The 21,034-nt window shown below is 65.3% G+C and carries 13 protein-coding genes; 5 read left to right on the top strand and 8 right to left on the bottom strand.

All coding sequences use genetic code 11. From position 1 onward, the window contains the following. Window positions 1-97 precede the first annotated feature (97 nt). Window positions 98-1,441, bottom strand: a complete 1,344-nt coding sequence (locus tag GJV18_RS04285) for a DUF3999 domain-containing protein (protein ID WP_160343474.1) — start codon at window positions 1,439-1,441, stop codon at window positions 98-100. After that, complete coding sequence (locus GJV18_RS04280; RefSeq protein ID WP_160343473.1) at window positions 1,438-5,019, bottom strand: DUF2339 domain-containing protein; 3,582 nt, start codon at window positions 5,017-5,019, stop codon at window positions 1,438-1,440. Before GJV18_RS04280 ends, GJV18_RS04285 begins: the two co-directional genes overlap by 4 nt. 200 nt (window positions 5,020-5,219) lie before the next feature. Between GJV18_RS04280 and GJV18_RS04275 the strand changes: the two genes are divergently transcribed. From GJV18_RS04275 to GJV18_RS04260, 4 genes are all read left to right on the top strand, one after another. Further along, window positions 5,220-5,615: a YkgJ family cysteine cluster protein gene (locus tag GJV18_RS04275; RefSeq protein WP_108486224.1), complete on the top strand. Its 396-nt coding sequence runs from the start codon at window positions 5,220-5,222 to the stop codon at window positions 5,613-5,615. Window positions 5,616-5,708: 93 nt separating this feature from the next. Then, window positions 5,709-7,028 carry a DUF3422 family protein gene (locus tag GJV18_RS04270; RefSeq protein WP_160343472.1) on the top strand — a complete coding sequence of 440 codons (1,320 nt, stop codon included), beginning with the start codon at window positions 5,709-5,711 and terminating at the stop codon, window positions 7,026-7,028. Between the two features lie 58 nt (window positions 7,029-7,086). Then, window positions 7,087-7,920 carry an AraC family transcriptional regulator gene (locus tag GJV18_RS04265; protein ID WP_160343471.1) on the top strand — a complete coding sequence of 278 codons (834 nt, stop codon included), beginning with the start codon at window positions 7,087-7,089 and terminating at the stop codon, window positions 7,918-7,920. Window positions 7,921-7,953: 33 nt separating this feature from the next. Beyond that, the gene (locus tag GJV18_RS04260; RefSeq protein ID WP_160343470.1) at window positions 7,954-9,357 is read left to right on the top strand and encodes an NAD(P)/FAD-dependent oxidoreductase; all 1,404 of its coding nucleotides are present in this window, start codon (window positions 7,954-7,956) and stop codon (window positions 9,355-9,357) included. 87 nt (window positions 9,358-9,444) lie between these two features. On the opposite strand, the gene GJV18_RS04255 is transcribed toward GJV18_RS04260, so the two are convergent. The 4 genes from GJV18_RS04255 to betI form a co-directional block, all read right to left on the bottom strand. Beyond that, window positions 9,445-10,659 (bottom strand): BCCT family transporter, encoded by a 1,215-nt coding sequence (locus tag GJV18_RS04255; RefSeq protein ID WP_160343469.1) that lies wholly within the window; start codon window positions 10,657-10,659, stop codon window positions 9,445-9,447. Window positions 10,660-10,764: 105 nt separating this feature from the next. Next, entirely contained in the window at window positions 10,765-12,450 is a 1,686-nt protein-coding gene (gene betA, locus GJV18_RS04250) for a choline dehydrogenase (protein ID WP_160343468.1), read from the bottom strand. 16 nt (window positions 12,451-12,466) lie between these two features. Further along, a complete protein-coding gene (gene betB / locus GJV18_RS04245) occupies window positions 12,467-13,930 on the bottom strand; it encodes a betaine-aldehyde dehydrogenase (RefSeq protein ID WP_160343467.1) in 1,464 nt (487 codons plus the stop codon). Continuing rightward, window positions 13,927-14,541, bottom strand: a complete 615-nt coding sequence (gene betI, locus GJV18_RS04240; protein WP_160343466.1) for a transcriptional regulator BetI — start codon at window positions 14,539-14,541, stop codon at window positions 13,927-13,929. Before betI ends, betB begins: the two co-directional genes overlap by 4 nt. Before the next feature lie 381 nt (window positions 14,542-14,922). On the opposite strand from betI, the gene GJV18_RS04235 reads away from it, so the two are divergent. Then, window positions 14,923-17,523, top strand: a complete 2,601-nt coding sequence (locus GJV18_RS04235) for a CHASE domain-containing protein (protein ID WP_160343465.1) — start codon at window positions 14,923-14,925, stop codon at window positions 17,521-17,523. A 67-nt stretch (window positions 17,524-17,590) separates the two neighbouring features. Here GJV18_RS04235 and typA read toward each other — a convergent pair whose 3' ends face one another. Beyond that, a complete protein-coding gene (gene typA / locus GJV18_RS04230; RefSeq protein ID WP_160343464.1) occupies window positions 17,591-19,411 on the bottom strand; it encodes a translational GTPase TypA in 1,821 nt (606 codons plus the stop codon). Window positions 19,412-19,558: 147 nt separating this feature from the next. Then, window positions 19,559-21,016, bottom strand: a complete 1,458-nt coding sequence (gene thiI / locus GJV18_RS04225; protein WP_160343463.1) for a tRNA uracil 4-sulfurtransferase ThiI — start codon at window positions 21,014-21,016, stop codon at window positions 19,559-19,561. Window positions 21,017-21,034 lie beyond the last annotated feature (18 nt).

Genomic DNA, 21,034 nt, shown 5'->3' with positions numbered 1-21,034 from the left:
CTTGCGCAGCGGAATGAATCACGGGCCGTCCTGACCTCAAATTCAAATAAATCCGAAGGTGCCAACAATACTGCAAAAACTGTAACGCGATCATGCTTTATTGGCTGCGCCGCAACAGACTCAGGGCCATCAGCGCCAGCAGGCCGACCCCCGCCAGCAGCACGGCCCACAGCCCCCAACGCCTCCAGTCCTGAGCCACCACCTCGCCCGGCGGCTGCAGCACTTCGGCCTGCAGTTCAATCCGGGCCTGCCCCAGCTGCGCCAGGCGCTGCGGCTGGTAACCGGGGATCAGCGTATTCAGCGGCAGCGCCGCCGACTGCGCACCCGTGCGCCCCACCGCCAGGTGATAAGGTGGTTCACCGCGTAGGAGAAACACCAGCTGACTGGCCCGCACCGCCACCTGCAGGCTCGGCGCAGCACTGCCCAAACCGCCACCACGCTGATCCACCTGCACGCGCAGCTGGCGCACCGACCAGCCCGGCAGTTGCAGCTCGTCCTGGCGCAGTTCCTGGCCATTTTCCGGCAGGCGGTAGAGCAGACCGCTGGTCAGGCTGCGCCAGGCACTCTGGTTATCGCCACGGCCGCTGACCCGCAGCGGCACCAGGCTGTTCTCCTGTTCCAGCGCCAGACGCAGGCGCTCGATAGGCAGGGCCAGAGGCAGCTGCCACTGATACTGACCGTCCGGGCTGACGCTGGCCACCAATGGCTGCGACCAGACCAGGGGCGCCAGCGCCTGTTCGCGGCGTCGGCTACTCAGCTGCACCTCGGTCAACTGCGGCGCCTGCTGCGGGCTCTGCCAGAGCAGGCGCAGGTAACGCGCCGTGCGCCCCGGCAGCTCCACCTGACGCTGTTCGATACGCTCATCGGCGAAGGACAGCCGCGCCAGCTGTCCGCTACCCCAGGCCTGCCAATGCTGCAGATCGTCGCTGGCCTCGATGCTGAAACGCTGGAAACCGTCCTCGCCGCCCACCCAGTTCAGCTGCAACTGCACCAGCTCGTCGTCGATGGCGCTGGCATCCAGCACCCAGCCGCGCAAGCGGGTGGCCGGCATCTGCTCGTTCGCCTCATCCAGCACTTCGATCAGAGTGCCACTGCTGCTGCGCTGCACCCGCAGGTTCGACACAGCCAGCCCCTCCCCGGCCCCCGCATGCACGGGGAACCAGCGCACCTGATGCTGTCGCAGACTGTCCTGGCTCGGCGCCTGCCCCGGAGTCAGGGCATAGGCCAGGGGCTGGCCAGCGCCATTGAACACCCGCAGGTCGCGTAGATCGCCGTAGCGAGCGGCGAAGTGCAGGGCCATGGGCACCTCCAGGCGATACCAGGGCCCTTCGCCGGACAGTTCGATGGGCCATTGGCTGGCGTAGTCGTCGAGGCGTTCCGCTGCCATGGCTGGAGAAAGTACGAAGGCCATCAGGAGGGTGGCCTGGATGATGCTTTTCATGCGCTCTCCTGGGCTTGCGCAGGCTCGGCCTGGCGCGGCGGCAGCGGGGCGAAATAGCCCACCACCAGCAGCAACAGACCAACACCGATAAAGGACACGATACGCTCCAGGCCACCGCGGTTGCCCAGCTCGACAAAGAACAGCTTGGCCACCACCACGGCAATCAGCGCCGCGCCCAGCAACCACAGCTGGCGCTGGCCACGGCGGTGGCCGACAAGCATCAGCGGCAGGGCGATCAGGGTCCAGACGATGGACAGCCCGGCCTGCACCAGCATCGAATCGAGCAGGGCATCCAGCCGATAGGGCACAGTCCCCCAATGGTGGGCGGTGCGCATCACCATGGCGGTGAGCAGGGCAAACAGCGAAGCGCCAGCCACGGCCTGGACCAGCCACTGGCTGCGCCCAGCGTCCATCCCCAGCTCGGGCAGCACCGTGCGCGCCCAGGCCAACAAGGCACCAAGGGTCAGCAGCAGGCCCAGCTCCAGCGGATTGAGCAACGGCAGGTAGGGCAAGGGCTCGGCATTGCCGGCGCTCAGCAGATTGGCCAGCCAGAACCAGCCGAGCATCAGCAGCGCCAGGGGCGCGGCGGCCAGCAGGCGATAGGCCCGATCATGCTGCACCAGGGGCCAGGGACGCTGCCGGGGCCGCGCCATCAGCCACAGGTAGGCGGCCGGCAGCACGGCCCAGCCCAGCCAGCGCCAGGCGTTGTAATGCTCGGACAGGCTCAGCAGCAGGTAGCGCAGCTCCAGCGCCAACACCCCCAGCAGCAACCAGCAGCCCAGCACATGGGCAGCGCTGCGGGCACCGGCCGGCAGCAGGGCGTCCAGGCGCCGCAGTGACCAGAAGTGCACGGCAAACAGCAGCGCCCAGGCCAGCCAGCCGAAACCCGCCGCCGGCTGGTAATGCAGGTGCCAGGCATGCAGCAACACCACCGCCGCCACAGGCGTGAGCAGGCAGGTCAGCAGGGCCAGTTCCGGCCAGCGGGTACGCGGCGCCAGCCAACCGGCCATGGTCATACTCAGGGCAAGCAGGCCAAGCAAGGCCGCCGTCTGCCAATCAACCGGAACAAAGCGCAGCACTTCGCTGGCCAAAGCCAGGCCCCACCAGGCCGCGCCCCACACCAGGAGCAGCTGGGCCAGGCCCGGCAGGCTGCGTGCCGCCAACACCCCGGTCGTATCACTACGGCCCAGGCGCTGCAGGCGCCAGGCCCCAACCAGCGCGGCAATGCCCAGCAGCAGCGGCGTCCAGAAATCGATATGGGCCAGGGGCCGCCCCCCCTCGCGGGTCAGCCCGCTGAGCAACAGCGGGCTGACCGCAAGAAACACCAACCCCGCCAGCACCTGCAGGCCCAGGCCAAAGAAGAAGCCGGCGCGCTGCTGCAGGTGCAGGCTGAGCCAGAGGATCAGCAGACCGCTGCCGGCCCAGACCGCACTGGCCGTGGCCAGGGGCAGGACAAACAGCACCGCCAGGTTGACGAACACCAGGCCCACCAGCAGCACCAGCGACAGCCCGGCCAGCAAACGACGATCACTGGCCACCTGAGGATCGCGGGCCGCCATCAGCATGCCGGCCACCAGGCCGAAACCGATCAACAGTGACGTGAGCAGGCCCGGCCAGCCGGCGGCAAAGCCCTGGCCCAGGCTCTGACCGCTCATCTGCAGCATAAACAGCAAGCCGCCGAGCAACTGCACGGCAAAGGCGCAGCCGATAAAGCTGCGCGCCTGCACACGCAGGCCCAGCCACAGGCTGGCCAGGCCGGCCAGGGCCCAACAGATGGCCGTACCCTGCACGGCAAACAGCAGCGGCGCCATCAGGTAGAGGAAAGCCAGCCCCGCACACGCCAGCAGCGGCAAGCCACGACGCTCCCAGGCATGGCTGGCCTCAAGCGGGCTGCGGCGTAGCTGCCAGTAGCTGAACAGCAACGCCGCGCCGAGCATCAGCGCGCCCAGGGGCGCTCCCACCAGCAGGGTGGTATCGCCCGCCTGCAGGCTGAGTAGAAAGGCCAGCGCCGCGCCGAACTGCAACAGCAGAGCAAAGCCCCGGGCCAGGCCACGGCCCTGGCGCAGACCCAGCCAGTAGATACCGGCACCTTCCACCGCCCAAGCCGCCGAGGTCCAGCGCGCATCCAGGCCCAGGGGAATGGCCAGGCTGGCGAACACCACGCCCAGGGCCAGGCAGGTTTCCACCAGCAGCTGCACCCGCGTGCCCAGGCGCCCAACCAGAAGCCGCGCCAGCAGCAGATAGAACAGGCCCAGGCCCAGGGCGCTAAAGGCGGCGGCAAACTCGATATGACGGATCAGGGCGAACTGCAGGCCAAAACCCACCAGCGGCGGGCCGAACAGCACCGTGGCGTCGATATAGTCGCCCTTGCGCGCCGCCCAGCGCAGCATGTCGCCCCGAGTTTCAGGCGCATCCTCGGCGCCCATCAGCTTGCGTCGGGCAAACAGCAGGCCGATGGCCACGTACATCAGAAAGAACAACAGCAGAAACGGCTGGGTGCTCCACAGCAGCTCCGGGGTGTAGGAGCGCAAGCCCCAGGCAAAGCCGATGCCGAAGGTGCCGACAAAGCCGATCAGATTGAGCAGACGCCAGGCCTTGAACCAGGCGATGGCAAAGATACCGGCGTTGAGCAGGGCGAAATAGCTGAACAGCGCCACATGGTCGCCACTGCCGGTAGAGGTCAGGATCGGCGCGGCAAAGCCGCCCAGGGCTGCCGCTGCGGCCAGGCCCAGGGCATCCTGCTGCACCGCGAGAATGGCCGAGAAGATTGTCACCAGCACCAGCAGGCCCAGGGCCAGGGTCGGGTCGAGCAAGGGGTGCAGGCGCATGGCGGCAAACACCGTCAGATACAGCACCGCCACCCCGGTGCCCTGCAGCATCAGGGCGTAGCCGGGGTTGCGTCCACGCAGCCACCAGCCCAAACCCAGCAGCCCCATGGCGCTGGCCGCCACCCCGGCATAGCGCAGCTCCAGCGGCACCACCACGCCTTCGGTGGCGTAGCGCAGCAAAAAGGCCAGGCCGAGAAACAGCAGCACCACACCGACCCGCAGCAGCGTATTGCCGCCCAGCAGCCAGTCTTTGGCCATACCGAACAGGCGCGCGATGGGCGAAGGTTCACGGGGCGTATCCGCCACCCAGGGCGATGCCTGGGCCACAGCCGGCTCGGGCTGTGGTGCCACCTGCCGTGCCGCAACAGGTTCGGCAACGGCTTCAGGCAGCTCGATATCCAGGGTCCAGTCCAGCTCCGCCGCAACGTCCTCGGCAGCGGCAACGTTTGGCGTCGGCGTTTCTTGCGGCTGAGGGGGCGGCGCTTCAGGCTCGGCGACGGGCTCGGCCTGGGGCGCAGCACCCTGTTCCAGCTTGACCAGCCGCTCATAGAGCGCCGTGGTGCCCTGCTCGAAGCGCTGGGCAAAGCCCTTGAGCTCGGCCTTGAGCGCCGCATTCTCCTGGGCCAGGCCATGCAGCCTGAGGGCCTGACCCAAGCCCAGGCCGATCAGGGCGCCGAGAATGGCTCCGGTCAGGGACTCGTCGGCCACCGCCCCCAGCACCAGCCCGACCAGCATAAAGATCCATTGCATGCACGCCTTCCTTCCCCAGTGATCCGGCCATTTGCCACTCCGCCGACTGGCAGCAGTATAGGAGCCAGCCCGAGGTCTACACAGAGAGACGCCTGTGGCCTGGGTCACAGACACAGGCGATAACCGGCCGGCAGATTCTGATTCACAAAACCGCCAGTCCCGCTATCATCGCCCGCCGCCCAGCCAGCCCTGCCCAGCCGATGAAAAACAACCTGATTGCCGCCGCCGAACTCGACCGCCTGGAAACCTGGGCCAAGTACACCGCCGATATGTGCCACAGCTGCATGTCCAGCTGCTGCACCCTGCCGGTTGAGGCGCGCCTGAACGACCTGATCCGCATCGGCGTGGTGGATGAATTCGAGCGCAGCGAGCCACTGAAGAACATCGCCAAGCGCCTGCAGAAGGACGGCATCGTCGAACGCTTTCACCAGAAGTCGGGCATCTTCACCCTGACCCGCATGAGCAACAACGACTGCTACTACCTGGATCGCAAGACCCGCCTGTGCACCATCTACGACAAGCGCCCGGATACCTGCCGCAACCACCCCAGGATCGGCCCACGCCCCGGTTACTGCGCCTATAAGCCCAAGAGCTGACAAGCTGCCCGACTGATCGCGGCAAAACGACACATGCCACTGCGCGCCGCGCCTGGCTAGACTGCCCGGTCAGCCCAGCCAGCCGTGCGTCCTATGTCCCTGTCCGCCAACACCCAGCCCCTGCAGTTCCACCCCGAGCGCCAGGCGCTGTTCAACGAGCTGCATACCCGCCCCTTCCCGGTGCTGGAAACGCCCAGCCATCTGGTGCACTGGGTGCTGCTGCCCGATCCCATGCAACCAGGCGCCGAGTACCAGCATCTGTTGCAGCTATGCCAGCGCCATGCGGTGCTGCCGCCGGCAGCGGACTCGTCCTGCTACTACCAGAGTTTTGGCGGCTTCGAGCTGCGCTGGGAACGCCACACCGAGTTTTCCACCTACACCCTGATCGGCCAGCAGGCGGCAGGTGCGCCCTTTAGCCAGGACCTGCTCGCCCTGCTGCCGGAGCACTGGCTGCAATCGCTGCCCGGCCAGCTGATCAGCTGCAACCAGCTGGAGCTGCTGGCGGCGCCGGACAGCGAGCCGAGCCCGGATCAGATGCGCGCTCACTTCGAGGGTCAGCGCCTGATCAGCTCGCGGGTCGGCGACGGCCAGGCTCGCCTGTGGAGTGCCTACCGCATCCACAGCGACGGCTGCGGCCGCCTGCTGATCCACAACCGCGGCCTCAATCCCTGTCAGAGCGGGCGCCTGGTGCGCAGCCTGCTGGAGATGGCAACCTATCGCATGATGCTGCTCCTGGCCCTGCCCCAGGCCAAGGCCATCGCCCCGCAGATCAAGGCCATGGAGCAGCAACTGGGTACCGCCATCCAGCAGATCAACCAGATCCGCGACCTGGCTGACGAGCGCCGCCTGCTCGACGAACTGGGGCGCCTGGCGGCGGCCATCGAACAGCTGATCGCCACCCACAACTACCGTTTCTCCGCCACCCGCGCCTACCACGAACTGGTCAGCAACCGCCTGGCCGAACTGCGTGAGGAGGAATGCCAGGGCCTGCAGACCTTCAGCGAATTCCTCCAGCGTCGTCTGACCCCGGCCTGGCGCACCAGCGAAGCGGCGGAACAGCGCCTGCACGACCTGGCCCGCCGCGTTCAGCGCGCCAGCGAGCTGCTGCGCGCGCGCATCGACCTGACCATCGAAACCCAGAACCAGCAACTGATGCAGGCCATGGACAAGCGCGGTCACCTGCAGCTGCGCCTGCAGCAGACGGTGGAAGGCCTGTCGGTGGCGGCCATCAGTTACTACCTGGTGGGCTTGTGCAAGTACCTGGCGGAGTCGGCCAAGGCCCTCGGCCTGATCGGCAGCAGCGCCCTGGCCACCGGCATCGCCGTGCCGCTGTGTGTCGGCCTGGTGTGGTACGGCACGCGCCGTCTCAAGCGCAGCCTGCACCTGCACGAGAGCAAGGCGCCGCAGCCTTGAGTGCCTGGCCTGGCTCGGGCACTCTGGTCGCCACCCGAGCCTGAGCCTGCGCCCACCCATGCAGCCCGACGACATTCCCGATGATGCCGCCCAGAGCGCCCGCACCCTGGCCGTGGTGCAGCGCTATCACCAGAGCTGGCGCGCCCGCGACCTGGAGGCGGTGCTGGCCCTGTACCACCCTGACATCCAGTACCACGACTTCTACCAGCAGCGCTGCCTGGGCCTCGGCGAGCTGCGCGCCTACGTCGCCGCCAACCTGCCGCGCCAGGCCGAGGAACGTCTGGAGCACAGCGACCGCATCCGCGTCGATGGCCATACGGCCTTTATCCAGTACCGCCTGCAACTGCAGGGCAGCGCCGGCCTGGTGGCCTTTCGCAGCAGCGAGGCGATCAGCGTGCGCGACGACCTGATCTGGCGCGTGCACGAGTACGCCACCCTGGTCAACGAGGCGCGTCCCCAGGCGCAAGCCGCGACGCAGCGCCCGGCCAGTAGTCGCCTGGGTCTGTCGCCCCGGCAGATCGGCCAGATGGCCGCCGACCTGCAGAGCTATATGCAGCACCAGCAGCCCTACCTCGACCCGGATCTGGACCTGCAACAGCTGGCCGACGCCACCGGCTACAGCCGCAATCAACTGTCCTTTCTGTTCAATCAGGTGCTGGGGCAAAGCTTCTACCGCCAGATCAGCCAGCTGCGCCTGGAGCATCTGCTGGCCCAGCTCACGCCCGGCAGCGACCCGCAACGTATCGACGCCCTGGCCTTCGCCGCCGGCTTCAACTCACTGTCGAGCTTCTACAGCTGCTTTCGCCGGCACTGCGGGCAAACTCCGCGCGCCTACCTGTGCCAGCTTTCCCTGCGGGCACGCACGCACGACAGCCCGGAGCCCCACGACTAGGCTGTCTCCATCCCACTTGCTCGGAGCCCCTGCATGAACCCCTGGCGCAACATCAGTCTGTGGATGGATCAGCTCGACGAACCCCTGACGCCCCGCCCGGCCCTGGAGCAGGACCTGGAGGTCGACGTGGCGATCATCGGCGCCGGCTACACCGGGCTGTGGACCGCCTACTACCTCAAGCGCCAGGCCCCGCAGCTGCGCATCGCCGTTCTGGAAGCGCAGATCGCGGGCTTTGGCGCCTCCGGGCGCAACGGCGGCTGGTTGATGGGCAACCTGCTCGGCGAAGACCGCCTGCTCGCCGGTCTGGACAACAGCGCCCGGCGCGAAGCCTTCGACCTGCTGCATGGCATTCCCGACGAGGTGGCCCAGGTGCTGGAGCGCGAAGGCATCCATTGCGACTACCGCAAGGGCGGGGTGTTCTACTGCGCCGCGCGTTACCCCGAACAGCTGGACAGCCTCAAGGCCCAGCTCGCCGCCCTGCGTGCCCTGGGCCTGGATGAGACCGACTACCGCTGGCTCACCCCCTTCGACCTCGGCAAACGCATCAGCATGACCAACGCCTTCGGCGCCATTCACAGCCCGCACTGCGCCACCATCCAGCCGGCCAAGCTGGTACGTGGCCTGGCCCGCTGCGTCAGCGCCCTGGGCGTCGAACTCTATGAGCAAAGCCCGGTGCTGGACTGGCAGCCCGGCCAGCTGCGCACCGACAAGGCCAGCGTGCGCGCCCAGTGGATAGTCCCGGCCGTGGAAGGCTATGCCGCCAGCCTGCCGCCGCTGCATCGTCACCAGCTGCCGGTGCAGAGCCTGCTGCTGGCCACCGAACCGCTGTCCAAGGAAGTCTGGGCCGAGATCGGCCTGGAGCGCGGCGAGGCCTTTAGCGAGCTGAGTCGCCAGGTCACCTACGGCCAGCGCACCGCCGATAATCGCCTGGTGTTCGGCGCCAGAGGCGGCTACCGCTTTGGCGGCCGTTTGCGCAACGATTTCGAACACACAGAGCACGAGCGCGAACTGCGCCGCTATCTGTTTGGCGAGCTGTTCCCGCAGCTCAAGGACGTGCGCATCACTCACACCTGGGGCGGCAACCTGGGCATGGCCCGGCGCTTCCGCCCGCATATGCTGCTGGACCAGGCCAGCGGCATCGCCCTGGCCGGCGGCTATGGCGGCGAAGGCGTAGGCGCCAGCAACCTGGGGGGACGCACCCTGGCCGCCCTGATCCTCGGCCAGGACAACCAGCTGACCCGCCAGCCCTGGGTGCAGCACGGCGCCATCAGGCAGCTACCGCACTGGGAGCCCGAGCCCCTGCGCTGGCTCGGCTACAACGCCATCATCCACAGCTTCGCCCATGAAGACCGGGTACTGGCCAACCCCCATAGCGCGCCCTGGCGCAGAAAGATGGCCATGCGCGTGGCGGATGTGCTGGAAGGCCTGATGCGCTAGCGAAGCCGATCCACGCCATCAAGAAAAAGCCCCGCCAGATCACTCGGGCGAGGCTTTTTCATGGGCGTCGAGCGCCAGGACCACTGCTTAGCTGGCCCACTCGATCTTGCTGAAGTCCATGGTGTTCTCCCGAGGCGAGGCGGTGATACCGGCCACCGCTTCACGCTTCTTCAGCAGGATATAGCCGAAGCAGCCGAAGAACAGGCCGATGACCAGAGCGCCGACCCACTGGATCTGCAGGAATTCCAGCTTGAACAGCAAGGTCAGCAGGCACATCAGCAACAGATTGCCGAGCAGGTAGAGCGGCTTGCCCAATCGCTGGGTGGTCATGCCCAGGTTGTCGGTGTACAGGCGGATCAGCGAGTCCAGGGAGTTGATCACCATCAGCACGCCCACACTCACCATGGCCAGGTTGATAAAGCCGCTGATGGCCAGTTCCTCGACATGGTAGTAGTACAGCACGCTGAACCAGACGCCGATGGCCAGGGACGGGAACACCATCATCGCCGCCATCAGCTGCCAGGTGCGCAGGCCGCCGGCAAAGCGGGCAGTGAACTGGCCGATCATGATGCTCCAGGAGAACCACCAGAACAGGTAGAACTCGTGGTAGTCGTTGAGCGGCAGCACGAACTGGTGCAGGTTGCCGAAGTAGGCGCCGATCAGGCTGGCGGTGGCGATAAAGTCGCCGACATCGCCCTGGTCGGTGAGAAACGCCGCACTCCACATAAAGCCGATCAGGGCGATAAACAGCCAGGTGGTGCCCAGGCTCAGCAGGCGCACATAGCGCAGGCTGGTGCTGGAGTAGACCGCCATGGCAATCGCCGCCAGGACGATCAGGTAGAAGGTCGGCACCAGGCTCTCGCCATCACCGATCTGCGGCAGGTACCAGGGCAGGTTGCTCAGCAGCAGGAACGCGGTAAAGGCACAGGTGCCGATGATCACCAGGTTGTTGACCAATTTGACCAGGGGAATCTCGAAGAAGCCCACCCGCGGTTCGATCACGCAGAAGTAGAAACAGGTGAGGAAGTAGAAGCCCCAGATCAAAAAGGCCCAGAAGCCAAATTCGATCGCCAGGGGGTTGGCGAAGGCATATTCGAGATTTTCCGGGTCGGCGTAGCTGGCGAACTCGGTGAGGGGGAACATGATCAGGCCGACATCCAGGCCCGAGGTGAAGAGAATCGCGATAAAGGTGAAGGTACGTACCGGGGTCACGCCGATACAGCGCAGGTTGCCCCATTTGAGGAGGATGACTGCCATGGCAGCGAAGGTGAAGATCAGGCCTAGGGATAACCAGAGGGTCATGGCTGCCTCCGGTCGTAATGAGTGGGTTCTTTGTTTAATCGCATGGGGTGCTCCTCCTGTTGTTGGGGTGTGCTAACGGGGGCGCACAGCGCCCCGAATCTGGGTTCAGGACGCCGGGCGCATGGCCGCCTGCAGGCGCTGACGGCTCTGCCACTGGGCATCGCCACGCACCGGCAGGTCGCTGGCCGGCAACGCTTCACGGCCGCGAATCAGGTCGGCGGCGTGCTCGGCGAGCATGATGGTCGGGGCATTGAGGTTGCCGTTGGGGATGCTCGGGAAGATCGACGAGTCCACCACGCGCAAGCCCTCAAGGCCATGCACGCGGGTCTGCGAGTCGACCACCGCCAGCTCATCCTCGCCCATGCGGCAGCTGCCGCAAGGGTGGTAGGCGCTCTCCACCGCCTGGCGCACGAAACGATCGATTTCCTCGTCACTCTGCACCCCGCGACCCGGCTGGATTTCCTCGCCGCGATAGGGGTCCATGGCCGGCTGCGCGATGATCTCCCGGGTCAGGCGCACGCAGGCACGAAAGCCCTCGCGGTCGTCCTCATGCTGCAAGTAGTTGAAGCGAATCTGCGGGGCCTCAGCCGGATCGGCGCTGCGCACGCGAACGAAACCGCGGCTCTTGGGCTTGTTGTGGCCGATATGCAGCTGGAAGCCATGGCCGTCGAAGGCCTCCTTGCCGTCGTAACGCATGGCCGCCGGCAGGAAGTGGTACTGCAGATCCGGCCAGGGCACCCCGGCCTTAGAGCGGATAAAGCCGCAGGACTCGAAGTGGTTGGTGGCGCCAAGGCCGTCCTTTTTCAGGATCCAGCGGGTGCCGATCAGCAACTTGTTCCACCAATCGAGCTTGCCGTTGAGGGTGATCGGCTGCTGGCAACGGTACTGGAAGTAGAACTCCAGGTGATCCTGCAGGTTCTCGCCGACGCCCGGCAACGCATGCTGCACCTCGATGCCGGCGGCCTGCAGCACCTCGGGGCGGCCGATGCCGGACAGCTGCAGCAGGTGCGGCGAACCGATGGGGCCGGCACTGAGGATCACCTCGGCGCGGCAGCGCACCTCTTGCGTCTGCCCCTTGCGACTGTAGCGCACGCCCACGGCGCGCTGGCCGTCGAGCAGGATGCGCTCGACCAGAGCATGGGTCACCACGGTCAGGTTGTCGCGCTGCATGGCCGGGCGCAGGTAGGCATTGGCGGTGGACCAGCGCCGACCGTTCTTGACGGTCATGTGCATGGCGCCAAAGCCTTCCTGCTGCATGCCGTTGTAATCGGCAGTGGCCGGATAGCCGGCCTGCACCCCGGCGTCGATAAAGGCGCGGTACAGCGGGTTCTGCATATTGTTGCCGTTGTTCACCGCCAGGGGGCCAGTGTCGCCCCGGTAGGCATCGCCACCGAAGGCCCAGGTCTCGGCCTTGCGAAAGTACGGCAGGCAGTGGGCATAACCCCAATCTTCGGCACCCAGGGCCTGCCACTCGTCGAAGTCACCGGCATGGCCGCGCACGTAGACCATGCCGTTGATCGAGGATGAGCCGCCCAGCACCTTGCCGCGCGGGCAGTGCATCTGGCGGTTGTCCAGGTAGGGTTCGGGATCGCTGGTGAACTGCCACGCATATTTGCGCGTGTTCATGGGGATGGAGAGCGCGGTGGGCATCTGGATAAAGATGCTCTTGTCGCTGCCACCGGTCTCCAGCAGCAGCACCTGGTGCTGGCCGTCTTCGCTGAGGCGGTTGGCCAGCACGCAGCCGGCCGAGCCGGCGCCGATGATGATGTAGTCGAATTGAGAATAAGTCATGCGCGACTCCTGGCCCTTAGAAAGGGCTCTGCAGGTCCTCCATGCCGACATAAACGGCCTTGAGCTGGGTGTAGTGATTGAGGGTGGCCAGGCCGTTCTCGCGGCCGATACCGGAGAGCTTGTAACCGCCCACCGGCATCTCGGCGGGCGAGGCGCCATAGGCGTTGATCCAGCAGATGCCCGCCTGCAGTTGCGCCACCACTCGGTGGGCGCGGCGAATATCGCGGGTAAAGACCCCAGCCGCCAGGCCGGTGTCGGTGTCATTGGCGCGGCGGATCACATCGGCCTCGTCGTGAAAGCGCAGCAGGCTCATGACCGGGCCGAAGATTTCCTCGCGGCAGATGCGCATGTCGTCATGGCAATCGCCAAAGACAGTGGGCTCGACGAAATAGCCGCCCGGCGCGCAGGCCGGCTGCGCCGCCCGGCCACCACACAGCAGGGTGGCGCCTTCGGCCAGGCCCTGCTCGATATAGCCGAGCACCTTGTCCTGATGGGCACGGGAAATCAGCGCACCGAAATTGGTCGCCGGGTCCATCGGGTCACCCATGCGGATGTTCTCCCGCACCCGACTCAGCAGGCGCGCACAGAAATCGTCGTAGAGGCTGTCGTGAACGAACACCCGGGTGCCGTTGGTGCAGATCTCGCCCTGGGTGTAGAAGTTGCCGAGCAGCGCGGCGGACACTGCGTTATCCAGGTCGGCATCGTCGAAGATGATCAGCGGCGACTTGCCGCCCAGTTCCATGGTCACTTCCTTGAGTGAGCCGGCGGCCGCGGCCATGACCTTCTGCCCGGTGCTGACCTGGCCGGTAAAGGACACCTTGGCGATCTGCGGCTGCTCGGCCAGCCAGGCGCCCACCCGGCCATCGCCCTGCACCACGTTGAACACCCCCGGCGGCATGCCGGCCTCGATAAAGATTTCCGCCAGCTTGAGGGCGCCCAGCGGGGTTTCCTCCGAGGGCTTAAAGATCATGCTGTTGCCACAGGCCAGAGCGGGCGCAGCCTTCCAGCAGGCGATCTGCAGCGGGTAGTTCCATGCACCGATGCCGGCGCAGATGCCCAGAGGCTCGCGGCGGGTGTAGTAGAAATCGCCGCCTAGGTCCTGGTGATTGCCCTCCAGACTGGGTGCCAGGCCGGCGAAGAATTCGATGGAATCGGCGCCGGTCTGCACATCCACCACGGCGGCTTCCTGCCAGGGCTTGCCGGTGTCGGCCACTTCGATCGCCGCCAGCTCATCGTTGCGCTCGCGCAGCAGGGCCACGGCGCGCTGCAGGATACGGCTGCGCTGCAGGCCGGAGAGTGCCGACCAGGCGGCAAAACCTGCGGCGGCGCTGCGCAGGGCCGCTTCACGGATGGACTGATCGGCCACCTCGACCTGATAGATCACCGCGCCGGTAGCCGGGTTGATCACCTCGAAGGTTTCACCGCTGGCGTTGGCCAGGGGCTGGCCGTGGATATGGTTAAGGTAACGGGGCAAGCTCATGGGCGCTCCTCGCTGAAGTTGTGGGTTTCAGCCGCCAGGCACTGCAGGACAAAGGCTTTGCACAGGCGCTCGGCGCGGCTGAAGCTGGCCTGGGGGTCGGCATCCAGGGCGCTGCGCAGCCAGAAGCCGTCGATCAGTGCCGCGGCCTGGGCCGCCGCATCGCTGGCGACAGCAGCAGGCAGACGCTGGGCAAAGGCAAAGCGCAGGTTGCTGTACAGGCGGCGGTTGTTGATGCGCTGCAGCCGCGCCAGGCCCGGCTCGTGCATCGAGCGGGCCCAGAAGCTCAGCCAGGTGCGCGCCGCCAGCTCGGAGCGCTGGAACTCGGTGAAGTTGGCTTCGACGATGGCCAGCAGACGCTGCTCAGGGCTGATCGCCCCCTGCTGCAGTCGCTGCAACAGCTCCAGACGCAACTGCTCCAGCAGATAGCGCAGCGCGGCTTCAATCAGCGCCTGCTTACCGCCGAAGTAGTGGCTGATGATCCCCGAGGACAGCTGCGCCTTGCGGCTGATGGTGAGGATGGTGGTGTCCTGCAGGCCCAGCTCGGCGATCGATTCCAGGGTGGCCTGGATCAACTGCTGGCGGCGGGTTTGCTTGATTCCAATCTTGGGCATTTTTTATTGATTGATCGTTCAATTAAAATAAACCTTAACGATAAAAACTGTTCAAGACAACCTTGCGCAACCTGGGCACCAGCCTTTCACACGCTCGACATCGGCTAAAACCCTTACAAATACTGGATCAACCCGGATTAAGCCCAGAGCAGCAGAAACTGAAAAACTGATACCCCAGAGGCATTTTGCTTTCAACTCAAAGCAATAACCCTCATCACCCCACCAGCAGGAACGGCAGCAAACACGCGCCGCATGCGCCCAGCCCATCAGCGAGCCGCAGGCAGGCCCGCGCCCCATGGCTGCCGAAACCGATACCTGCTTTACTCTGATAGGTCGCGTCTTCTTTTCGACGGCTGTGCGACCGCCAGGATCCTGCCCTGAATGATGCGACCTCCCATCCCGTGGTTTCTGCACTGCCTGCTGCTGGTTGCGGTCTATGCCCTGGCCGGGCGCCTGGCGCTGCTGGCCATCCCGCCCGGCTTTGCCAGCGCCATCTTCCCGCCCATCGGCATTGCCCTGGCCGCCACCCTGCTCTGGGGCTACCGGCTGCTGCCCGGGGTGTGGCTCGGCTCGACCCTGCTCAACCTCAGCATCGCACCGGCACTGGATGCCAACGCCGTGCAACTGGCACTGGTGATCGCCAGTGGCAGTACCCTGGCCTGCGCCCTGGGTGCCTGGCTGATCCAGCGCCTGGTCGGCTACCCCGACCCGCTGACCGACGAGCGCAGCATCTTTCTCACCCTGCTGCTGGGCGGCCCCCTGGCCTGCCTGGTCAGTGCCGCGCTGGGCAGCGGCAGCCTGGTGTTGTTCGGGGTGATTCCCCTCAGCCACTGGCCAATCAGCGCCTGGACCTGGTGGGTCGGCGACAGCATCGGCGTGCTGATCGCCCTGCCCTTGACCCTGATCCTGTTCGCTCAGCCGCGGGTGCTGTGGCGCAGCCGGGCCAGCACGGTCGGTCTACCACTGCTGGCCGGCTGCGCCCTGGTGGTGCTGATCTTCCTGCGCGCCAGCCAGGTGGAGCAGAACGAGCTGCGCTACCGCGTGCATGAGCAGGCCAAGCTGATGCTGGCCAGCCTGCAACTGAGCTTTCGCCAGCAGTCCCTGACCCTGCAGTCGATCGAGCGGCTATTCGCGGCCTCTCAGCAGGTCGAGCGCGACGAGTTCAAACGTTTCGTCACGCCCTTGCGTAAACAACTGCCAGGCCTGCATGCCCTGAGCTGGAACCCCTGGATCAGTGCAGCCGAAAGGCCCCGTTTCGAGCAGCAGCAACGCGAACTGGGGCTCACCGACTTCCATATACGCCAGCGAAACGCTGACGGCAGCCTGCAGCCGGCCGGTAGTCATATGGCACATACCCCCATTCTCTATATCGAACCGGCGAGCGATGCACCTCGTACCCTGGGCGTGGATGTGTACGTGGACCCTCTGCGCCAGGCAGCCCTGAACCAGGCCCGTGATAGCGGCGAACAGCGCATGCTCGCCCCCATCAGCCTGATTCAGGACGACCAGCCGCGTCCCGGCGTGCTGCTCTACCAGCCGGTCTACCGGGGCAAGCTACCGGCCACTGTGACTGAGCGGCGCCAACAGCTGTACGGTTTCGTCGTTGCCGTGCTGCGGGCCGACGAGCTGATTGAGCACGCCCTGGCCGCCTACCCCCGGGATGACTACCAGCTGCAGGTGCTCGATATCCAGGACACGCCGGCCTTGCTGTATGGGCCTGCCAAACTGGAACTGCCGCCTTATGCCGAGCCGCTGCTCTGGCGTGAACAACTGGAGGTCGCCGGACGCCTGTTGCAGGTCAGCATCGCCCCCAGCACGGCCCTGCTCAATCATCAGCGCAGCCTGCAGTCCTGGGCCGTGCTGGCCGGCGGCCTGCTGCTGTGCAGCCTGCTCGGCGGTTTTCTGCTCTCAGTCAGTGGCCGCGCCGAGCAGATCCGCCAGCAGGTGCGTCAGCGCACGCTGGAGCTGAGCACCATCCTCGACCATGCCGCCGAGTCGATCCTGATCTTCGACGTCCAGGGCCGGGTCGAACGGGCCAACCCTGCCACCGCAGCACTGTTCGGCCTGCAACCGGACCAACTGCACGGCCTGAACCTCAGTGCATTCCTGCCCAGCCTGCAGAACCCACACTGGGCATTCCATACTGCGGAGCAGGGCCGCCCTCTGGAGTTGCTCGGCCGGCATGCCGATGGTCGCCAGCTGGAACTGGAAATCAGCCTGAGCCGCTATCAACGGGGTGAGCAGCTGAGCTACATCGGTGTGCTGCGAGATATCAGCCCGCGCAAACAGGTCGAGCGCCTGAAAAGCGAGTTCGTCTCCACTGTCAGCCATGAACTGCGCACGCCCCTGACCTCGATCAAGGGTTCCCTCGGCCTGCTGCTCGGCGGCGTCGCCGGCCCACTGCCGGAGCAGGCCAGCCAACTGGTGCAGATCGCCCAGAGCAACAGCGAGCGCCTGATCAGCCTCGTCAACGACATTCTCGATATCGAAAAGCTCGAATCCGGCCGCGCCGGTCTGCATCTGGAGCCCCTCGACCTGCGCCAACAACTGCAACAGGCGCTGGCCCACAACCAAGGCTATGCCGACAGCTTCGCCGTGCACCTGACCCTGGACACCCAGGCCTTGCCCGAGCACTACCGAGTACAAGCCGACGCCCTGCGCCTGCAGCAGGTTCTGAGCAACCTGATCAGCAATGCCGTGAAGTTCTCCAGCGCCGGCCAGCAGGTGACCCTGTGTGCCGAGGTCGACGGCCAGCAGGCCCTGATCAGTGTCAGCGACCAGGGCACGGGTATCGATCCGGCGTTCCAGGCGCGCATCTTCCAGCGCTTCGCCCAGGCCGACGGCTCGGACAGTCGGCGCCAGAACGGCACCGGCCTGGGCCTGAGTATCTGCAAGGCCCTGGTGGAGCGCATGCAGGGCAGCATCGGCTTTACCAGCTCAAGCGCCGGCACCCGCTTTTATTTCAGCCTGCCACTGGCCTGACAGCCGCCCAAGAAAAAGCCCCCGCAGGCTCGCGCCGGCGGGGGCTTTTCAGTCAGCTAGAACTGAATCAGTTCTTGGCTTTCTTGGCAGCGCGGGTACGCTCGCCTTCGTCGAGGATCTTCTTGCGCAGACGGATCGACTTGGGCGTGACTTCGCACAGTTCGTCGTCCTGGATAAATTCCAGGGCCTGCTCCAGGGTGAAGCGAACCGGCGGCACCAGGGCGATGGTTTCGTCCTTGCCCGAAGCACGCATGTTGTCGAGCTTCTTGCCCTTGGTGGGGTTCACGCCCAGGTCGTTGTCACGGCTGTTCAGACCGATGATCTGACCGTTGTAGATTTCCTGGCCGTGCTCGACAAACAGCTTGCCGCGCGCCTGCAGGGTTTCCAGGGAGTAGGTCAGGGCCTTGCCGGTATCGATGGACACCAGTACGCCATTCTGACGACCGGACATGGCGCCGGACTTCATGGTGTCGTAACGGTCGAAGATCGAGGTGAGGATGCCCGCACCGTTGGTCAGGGTCAGGAACTGGTTACGGAAGCCGATCAGACCACGGGCCGGGATGTTGTATTCCAGGCGTACACGGCCCTTGCCATCCGGCACCATGTTGCTCAGGTCGCCCTTGCGCAGGCCCATTTCTTCCATGACCTTACCCTGGGACTCTTCCGGGATGTCGATGGTGACGTTCTCGTAGGGTTCCTGCTTGACGCCATTGACCTCGCGGATGATCACTTCCGGACGACCGACGCCCATTTCGAAGCCTTCGCGACGCATGGTTTCGATCAGGACCGAGAGGTGCAGCTCACCACGGCCGGAAACCTTGAACTTGTCGGCGCTGTCGCCTTCTTCCACACGCAGGGCCACGTTGTACAGCAGCTCCTTGTCCAGACGCTCTTTGATGTTGCGGCTGGTGACGAACTTGCCTTCCTTGCCGCAGAACGGCGAGTCGTTGACCTGGAAGGTCATGGACACGGTCGGCTCGTCAACGGTCAGCGGCTTCATGGCCTCGACGTTGTTGATGTCGCACAGGGTGTCGGAAATGAACAGCTGATCCATGCCGCTGATGCAGACGATATCGCCGGCGGTGGCTTCTTCCACGTCCACGCGGTGCAGACCGTGGTGGCCCATCAGCTTGAGGATACGACCGTTGCGCTTCTTGCCTTCGGCGTCGATGGCGACCACCGGGGTGTTCGGCTTGACGCGACCACGGGCGATGCGGCCGACACCGATAATGCCGAGGAAGCTGTTGTAGTCCAGGGCGGAGATCTGCATCTGGAAAGGGCCGTCGACGTCAACGGTCGGGGCCGGTACGTGGTCGACAATGGCCTGGTACAGCGGGGTCATGTCTTCGGCCATGGCGGTGTGGTCGAGACCGGCGATGCCGTTCAGGGCCGAGGCGTAGACCACCTGGAAGTCCAGCTGCTCTTCGGTGGCACCGAGGTTGTCGAACAGGTCGAAGATCTGGTCCAGCACCCAGTCCGGACGCGCGCCCGGACGGTCGACCTTGTTGATCACCACGATCGGACGCAGGCCGGCTTCGAAGGCCTTCTTGGTCACGAAGCGGGTTTGCGGCATCGGGCCATCCTGGGCGTCGACCAGCAGTAGCACGGAGTCGACCATCGACATCACGCGCTCCACTTCACCGCCGAAGTCGGCGTGGCCGGGGGTGTCGACGATGTTGATGCGGTACTCGCCCCAACGGATGGCGGTGTTCTTGGCCAGGATGGTAATGCCGCGCTCTTTTTCCTGGTCGTTGCTGTCCATCACGCGCTCGTCGTTGAGCTCGTTGCGCTCAAGGGTGCCGGACTGGCGCAGGAGTTTGTCTACCAGGGTGGTCTTACCATGGTCGACGTGGGCAATGATGGCGATGTTGCGGAGATTTTCGATCACGTGTGTATCTCGATCAGAGGATTCGGTGTGCCGCTTAGTCTAGGCGGCGAGTGTTAACCAATTGCGATTTCTGCCAGGCGGCGTACGCGCGCCACCTGCGGGTCGGGAGGGCGATGGCGGATACTGCCGCCATTCAACCCCGGGGTCTTATGCCGGACGATAAACGCGCACATTGGCATGCCCCTCACTCAGCAGGTGGTGGGCATGCAGGCGGCTCATCACCCCTTTGTCGCAATACAGCAGGTACTGGCGAGCTTCATCCAGTTCCTTGAATTTGTTGTTCAGGGCATAAAAAGGCAGCGCCTGCACCTCGACGCCCGGGACTTCGAGGGGGTCATCCTCGGCGGCATCGGGGTGACGGATATCGATGATCACCTGGCTGGCCAGGGCTTCACTGACTTCCTCGACCTGCACATCCTTGCCCAGTTCCTCGATCACCCGGTCGATGGGCAACAGGGTGGCGCGCTCCAGGGCACGCTCCAGCACGGCCATATCGAACTGGCTTTCTTCATGTTCGACACGCGGCAGCTTGGCCTTGGTGGTGGGGTTGACCGAGATCACCCCACAGTATTCCGGCATGTTCTTGGCAAACTCGGCGGTGCCGATACGCACGGCGGTGTCGATGATGTCCTGCTTGTGCGCAGCCAGCAGCGGGCGCAGCACCAGCATGTCGGTGGCCGAGTCGATCACCGACAGATTGGTCAGGGTCTGGCTGGAGACCTGGCTGATCGCCTCGCCGGTGACCAGCGCCTCGATCTGCAGGCGCTCGGCCATCTGGGTGGCGGCGCGCAGCATCATGCGCTTGAGGACCACGCCCATATGGCTGTTGTCGACCTGGGTCAGGATCTCGCCCACCACCTCTTCGAACGGCACGCTGATAAACAGCACACGGTGCGAGCTGCCGAACTTCTGCCAGAGGTAGTGGGCCACTTCCATCACACCCAGCTCATGGGCACGACCGCCGAGGTTGAAGAAACAGAAGTGGGTCATCAGGCCGCGGCGCATCATCTGATAGGCCGCCACCGTGGAGTCGAAGCCGCCGCTCATCAGCACCAGGCTCTGCTCCACCGTACCCAGCGGGTAGCCCCCCAGGCCCTCGTGCTGGGCGTGGACAATCAGCAGGCGGTCGTAGCGCACCTCGAAGCGCACCTCCACCTCGGGGCGCTTGAGGTCGATGCCGGCGGCCCCGCATTCGCGGCGCAAACGGCTGCCGATATAGACCTCCATGTCCACCGAGGTGAAGTCATGCCCCTTGCCGGCACGCTTGCAGCGCACGGCGAAGATCTTGCCCGGCAGCTGCACCGCGAAATGTTCACGGCATTTCTCGAAGGTGTCGTCGAAATCCACATAGGGGTATTCGTGCACTTCCAGAAAGTGGGCAATGCCCGGCGTGCTGCGCAGACGCTCGAACATCTCGGCCTGCACCCTTGGCTCACTCACCTGGCTCAGCAGATCTAGATTGTCCCATTCGCCCTGCACCTCCAGTTCGGGGTCCAGATCACGCAGCACCGTACGGATGTTCTTGGCCAACTGGCGGATAAACTGCTTGCGCACCGGCCGGCTCTTGATGGTGATTTCTGCGAAGGGTTTGACAATGAGTTTCATGGAAAAAGCGTGCGCCAA

The sequence above is a fragment of the Pseudomonas xionganensis genome, assembly GCF_009763245.1.
Lineage (GTDB): Bacteria > Pseudomonadota > Gammaproteobacteria > Pseudomonadales > Pseudomonadaceae > Aquipseudomonas > Aquipseudomonas xionganensis.
Note: the sequence above shows the minus strand (reverse complement) of the source record. Positions and strands in the feature narration are given on the sequence as shown.

Excerpts from the sequence above, each read along its gene's own strand:
- GJV18_RS04285 (WP_160343474.1), bottom strand. The coding sequence starts at position 1,441 with ATGAAAAGCATCATCCAGGCCACCCTCCTGATGGCCTTCGTACTTTCT.
- GJV18_RS04280 (WP_160343473.1), bottom strand. The coding sequence starts at position 5,019 with ATGCAATGGATCTTTATGCTGGTCGGGCTGGTGCTGGGGGCGGTGGCC.
- GJV18_RS04275 (WP_108486224.1), top strand. The coding sequence starts at position 5,220 with ATGAAAAACAACCTGATTGCCGCCGCCGAACTCGACCGCCTGGAAACC.
- GJV18_RS04270 (WP_160343472.1), top strand. The coding sequence starts at position 5,709 with ATGTCCCTGTCCGCCAACACCCAGCCCCTGCAGTTCCACCCCGAGCGC.
- GJV18_RS04265 (WP_160343471.1), top strand. The coding sequence starts at position 7,087 with ATGCAGCCCGACGACATTCCCGATGATGCCGCCCAGAGCGCCCGCACC.
- GJV18_RS04260 (WP_160343470.1), top strand. The coding sequence starts at position 7,954 with ATGAACCCCTGGCGCAACATCAGTCTGTGGATGGATCAGCTCGACGAA.
- GJV18_RS04255 (WP_160343469.1), bottom strand. The coding sequence starts at position 10,659 with ATGACCCTCTGGTTATCCCTAGGCCTGATCTTCACCTTCGCTGCCATG.
- betA (WP_160343468.1), bottom strand. The coding sequence starts at position 12,450 with ATGACTTATTCTCAATTCGACTACATCATCATCGGCGCCGGCTCGGCC.
- betB (WP_160343467.1), bottom strand. The coding sequence starts at position 13,930 with ATGAGCTTGCCCCGTTACCTTAACCATATCCACGGCCAGCCCCTGGCC.
- betI (WP_160343466.1), bottom strand. The coding sequence starts at position 14,541 with ATGCCCAAGATTGGAATCAAGCAAACCCGCCGCCAGCAGTTGATCCAG.
- GJV18_RS04235 (WP_160343465.1), top strand. The coding sequence starts at position 14,923 with ATGATGCGACCTCCCATCCCGTGGTTTCTGCACTGCCTGCTGCTGGTT.
- thiI (WP_160343463.1), bottom strand. The coding sequence starts at position 21,016 with ATGAAACTCATTGTCAAACCCTTCGCAGAAATCACCATCAAGAGCCGG.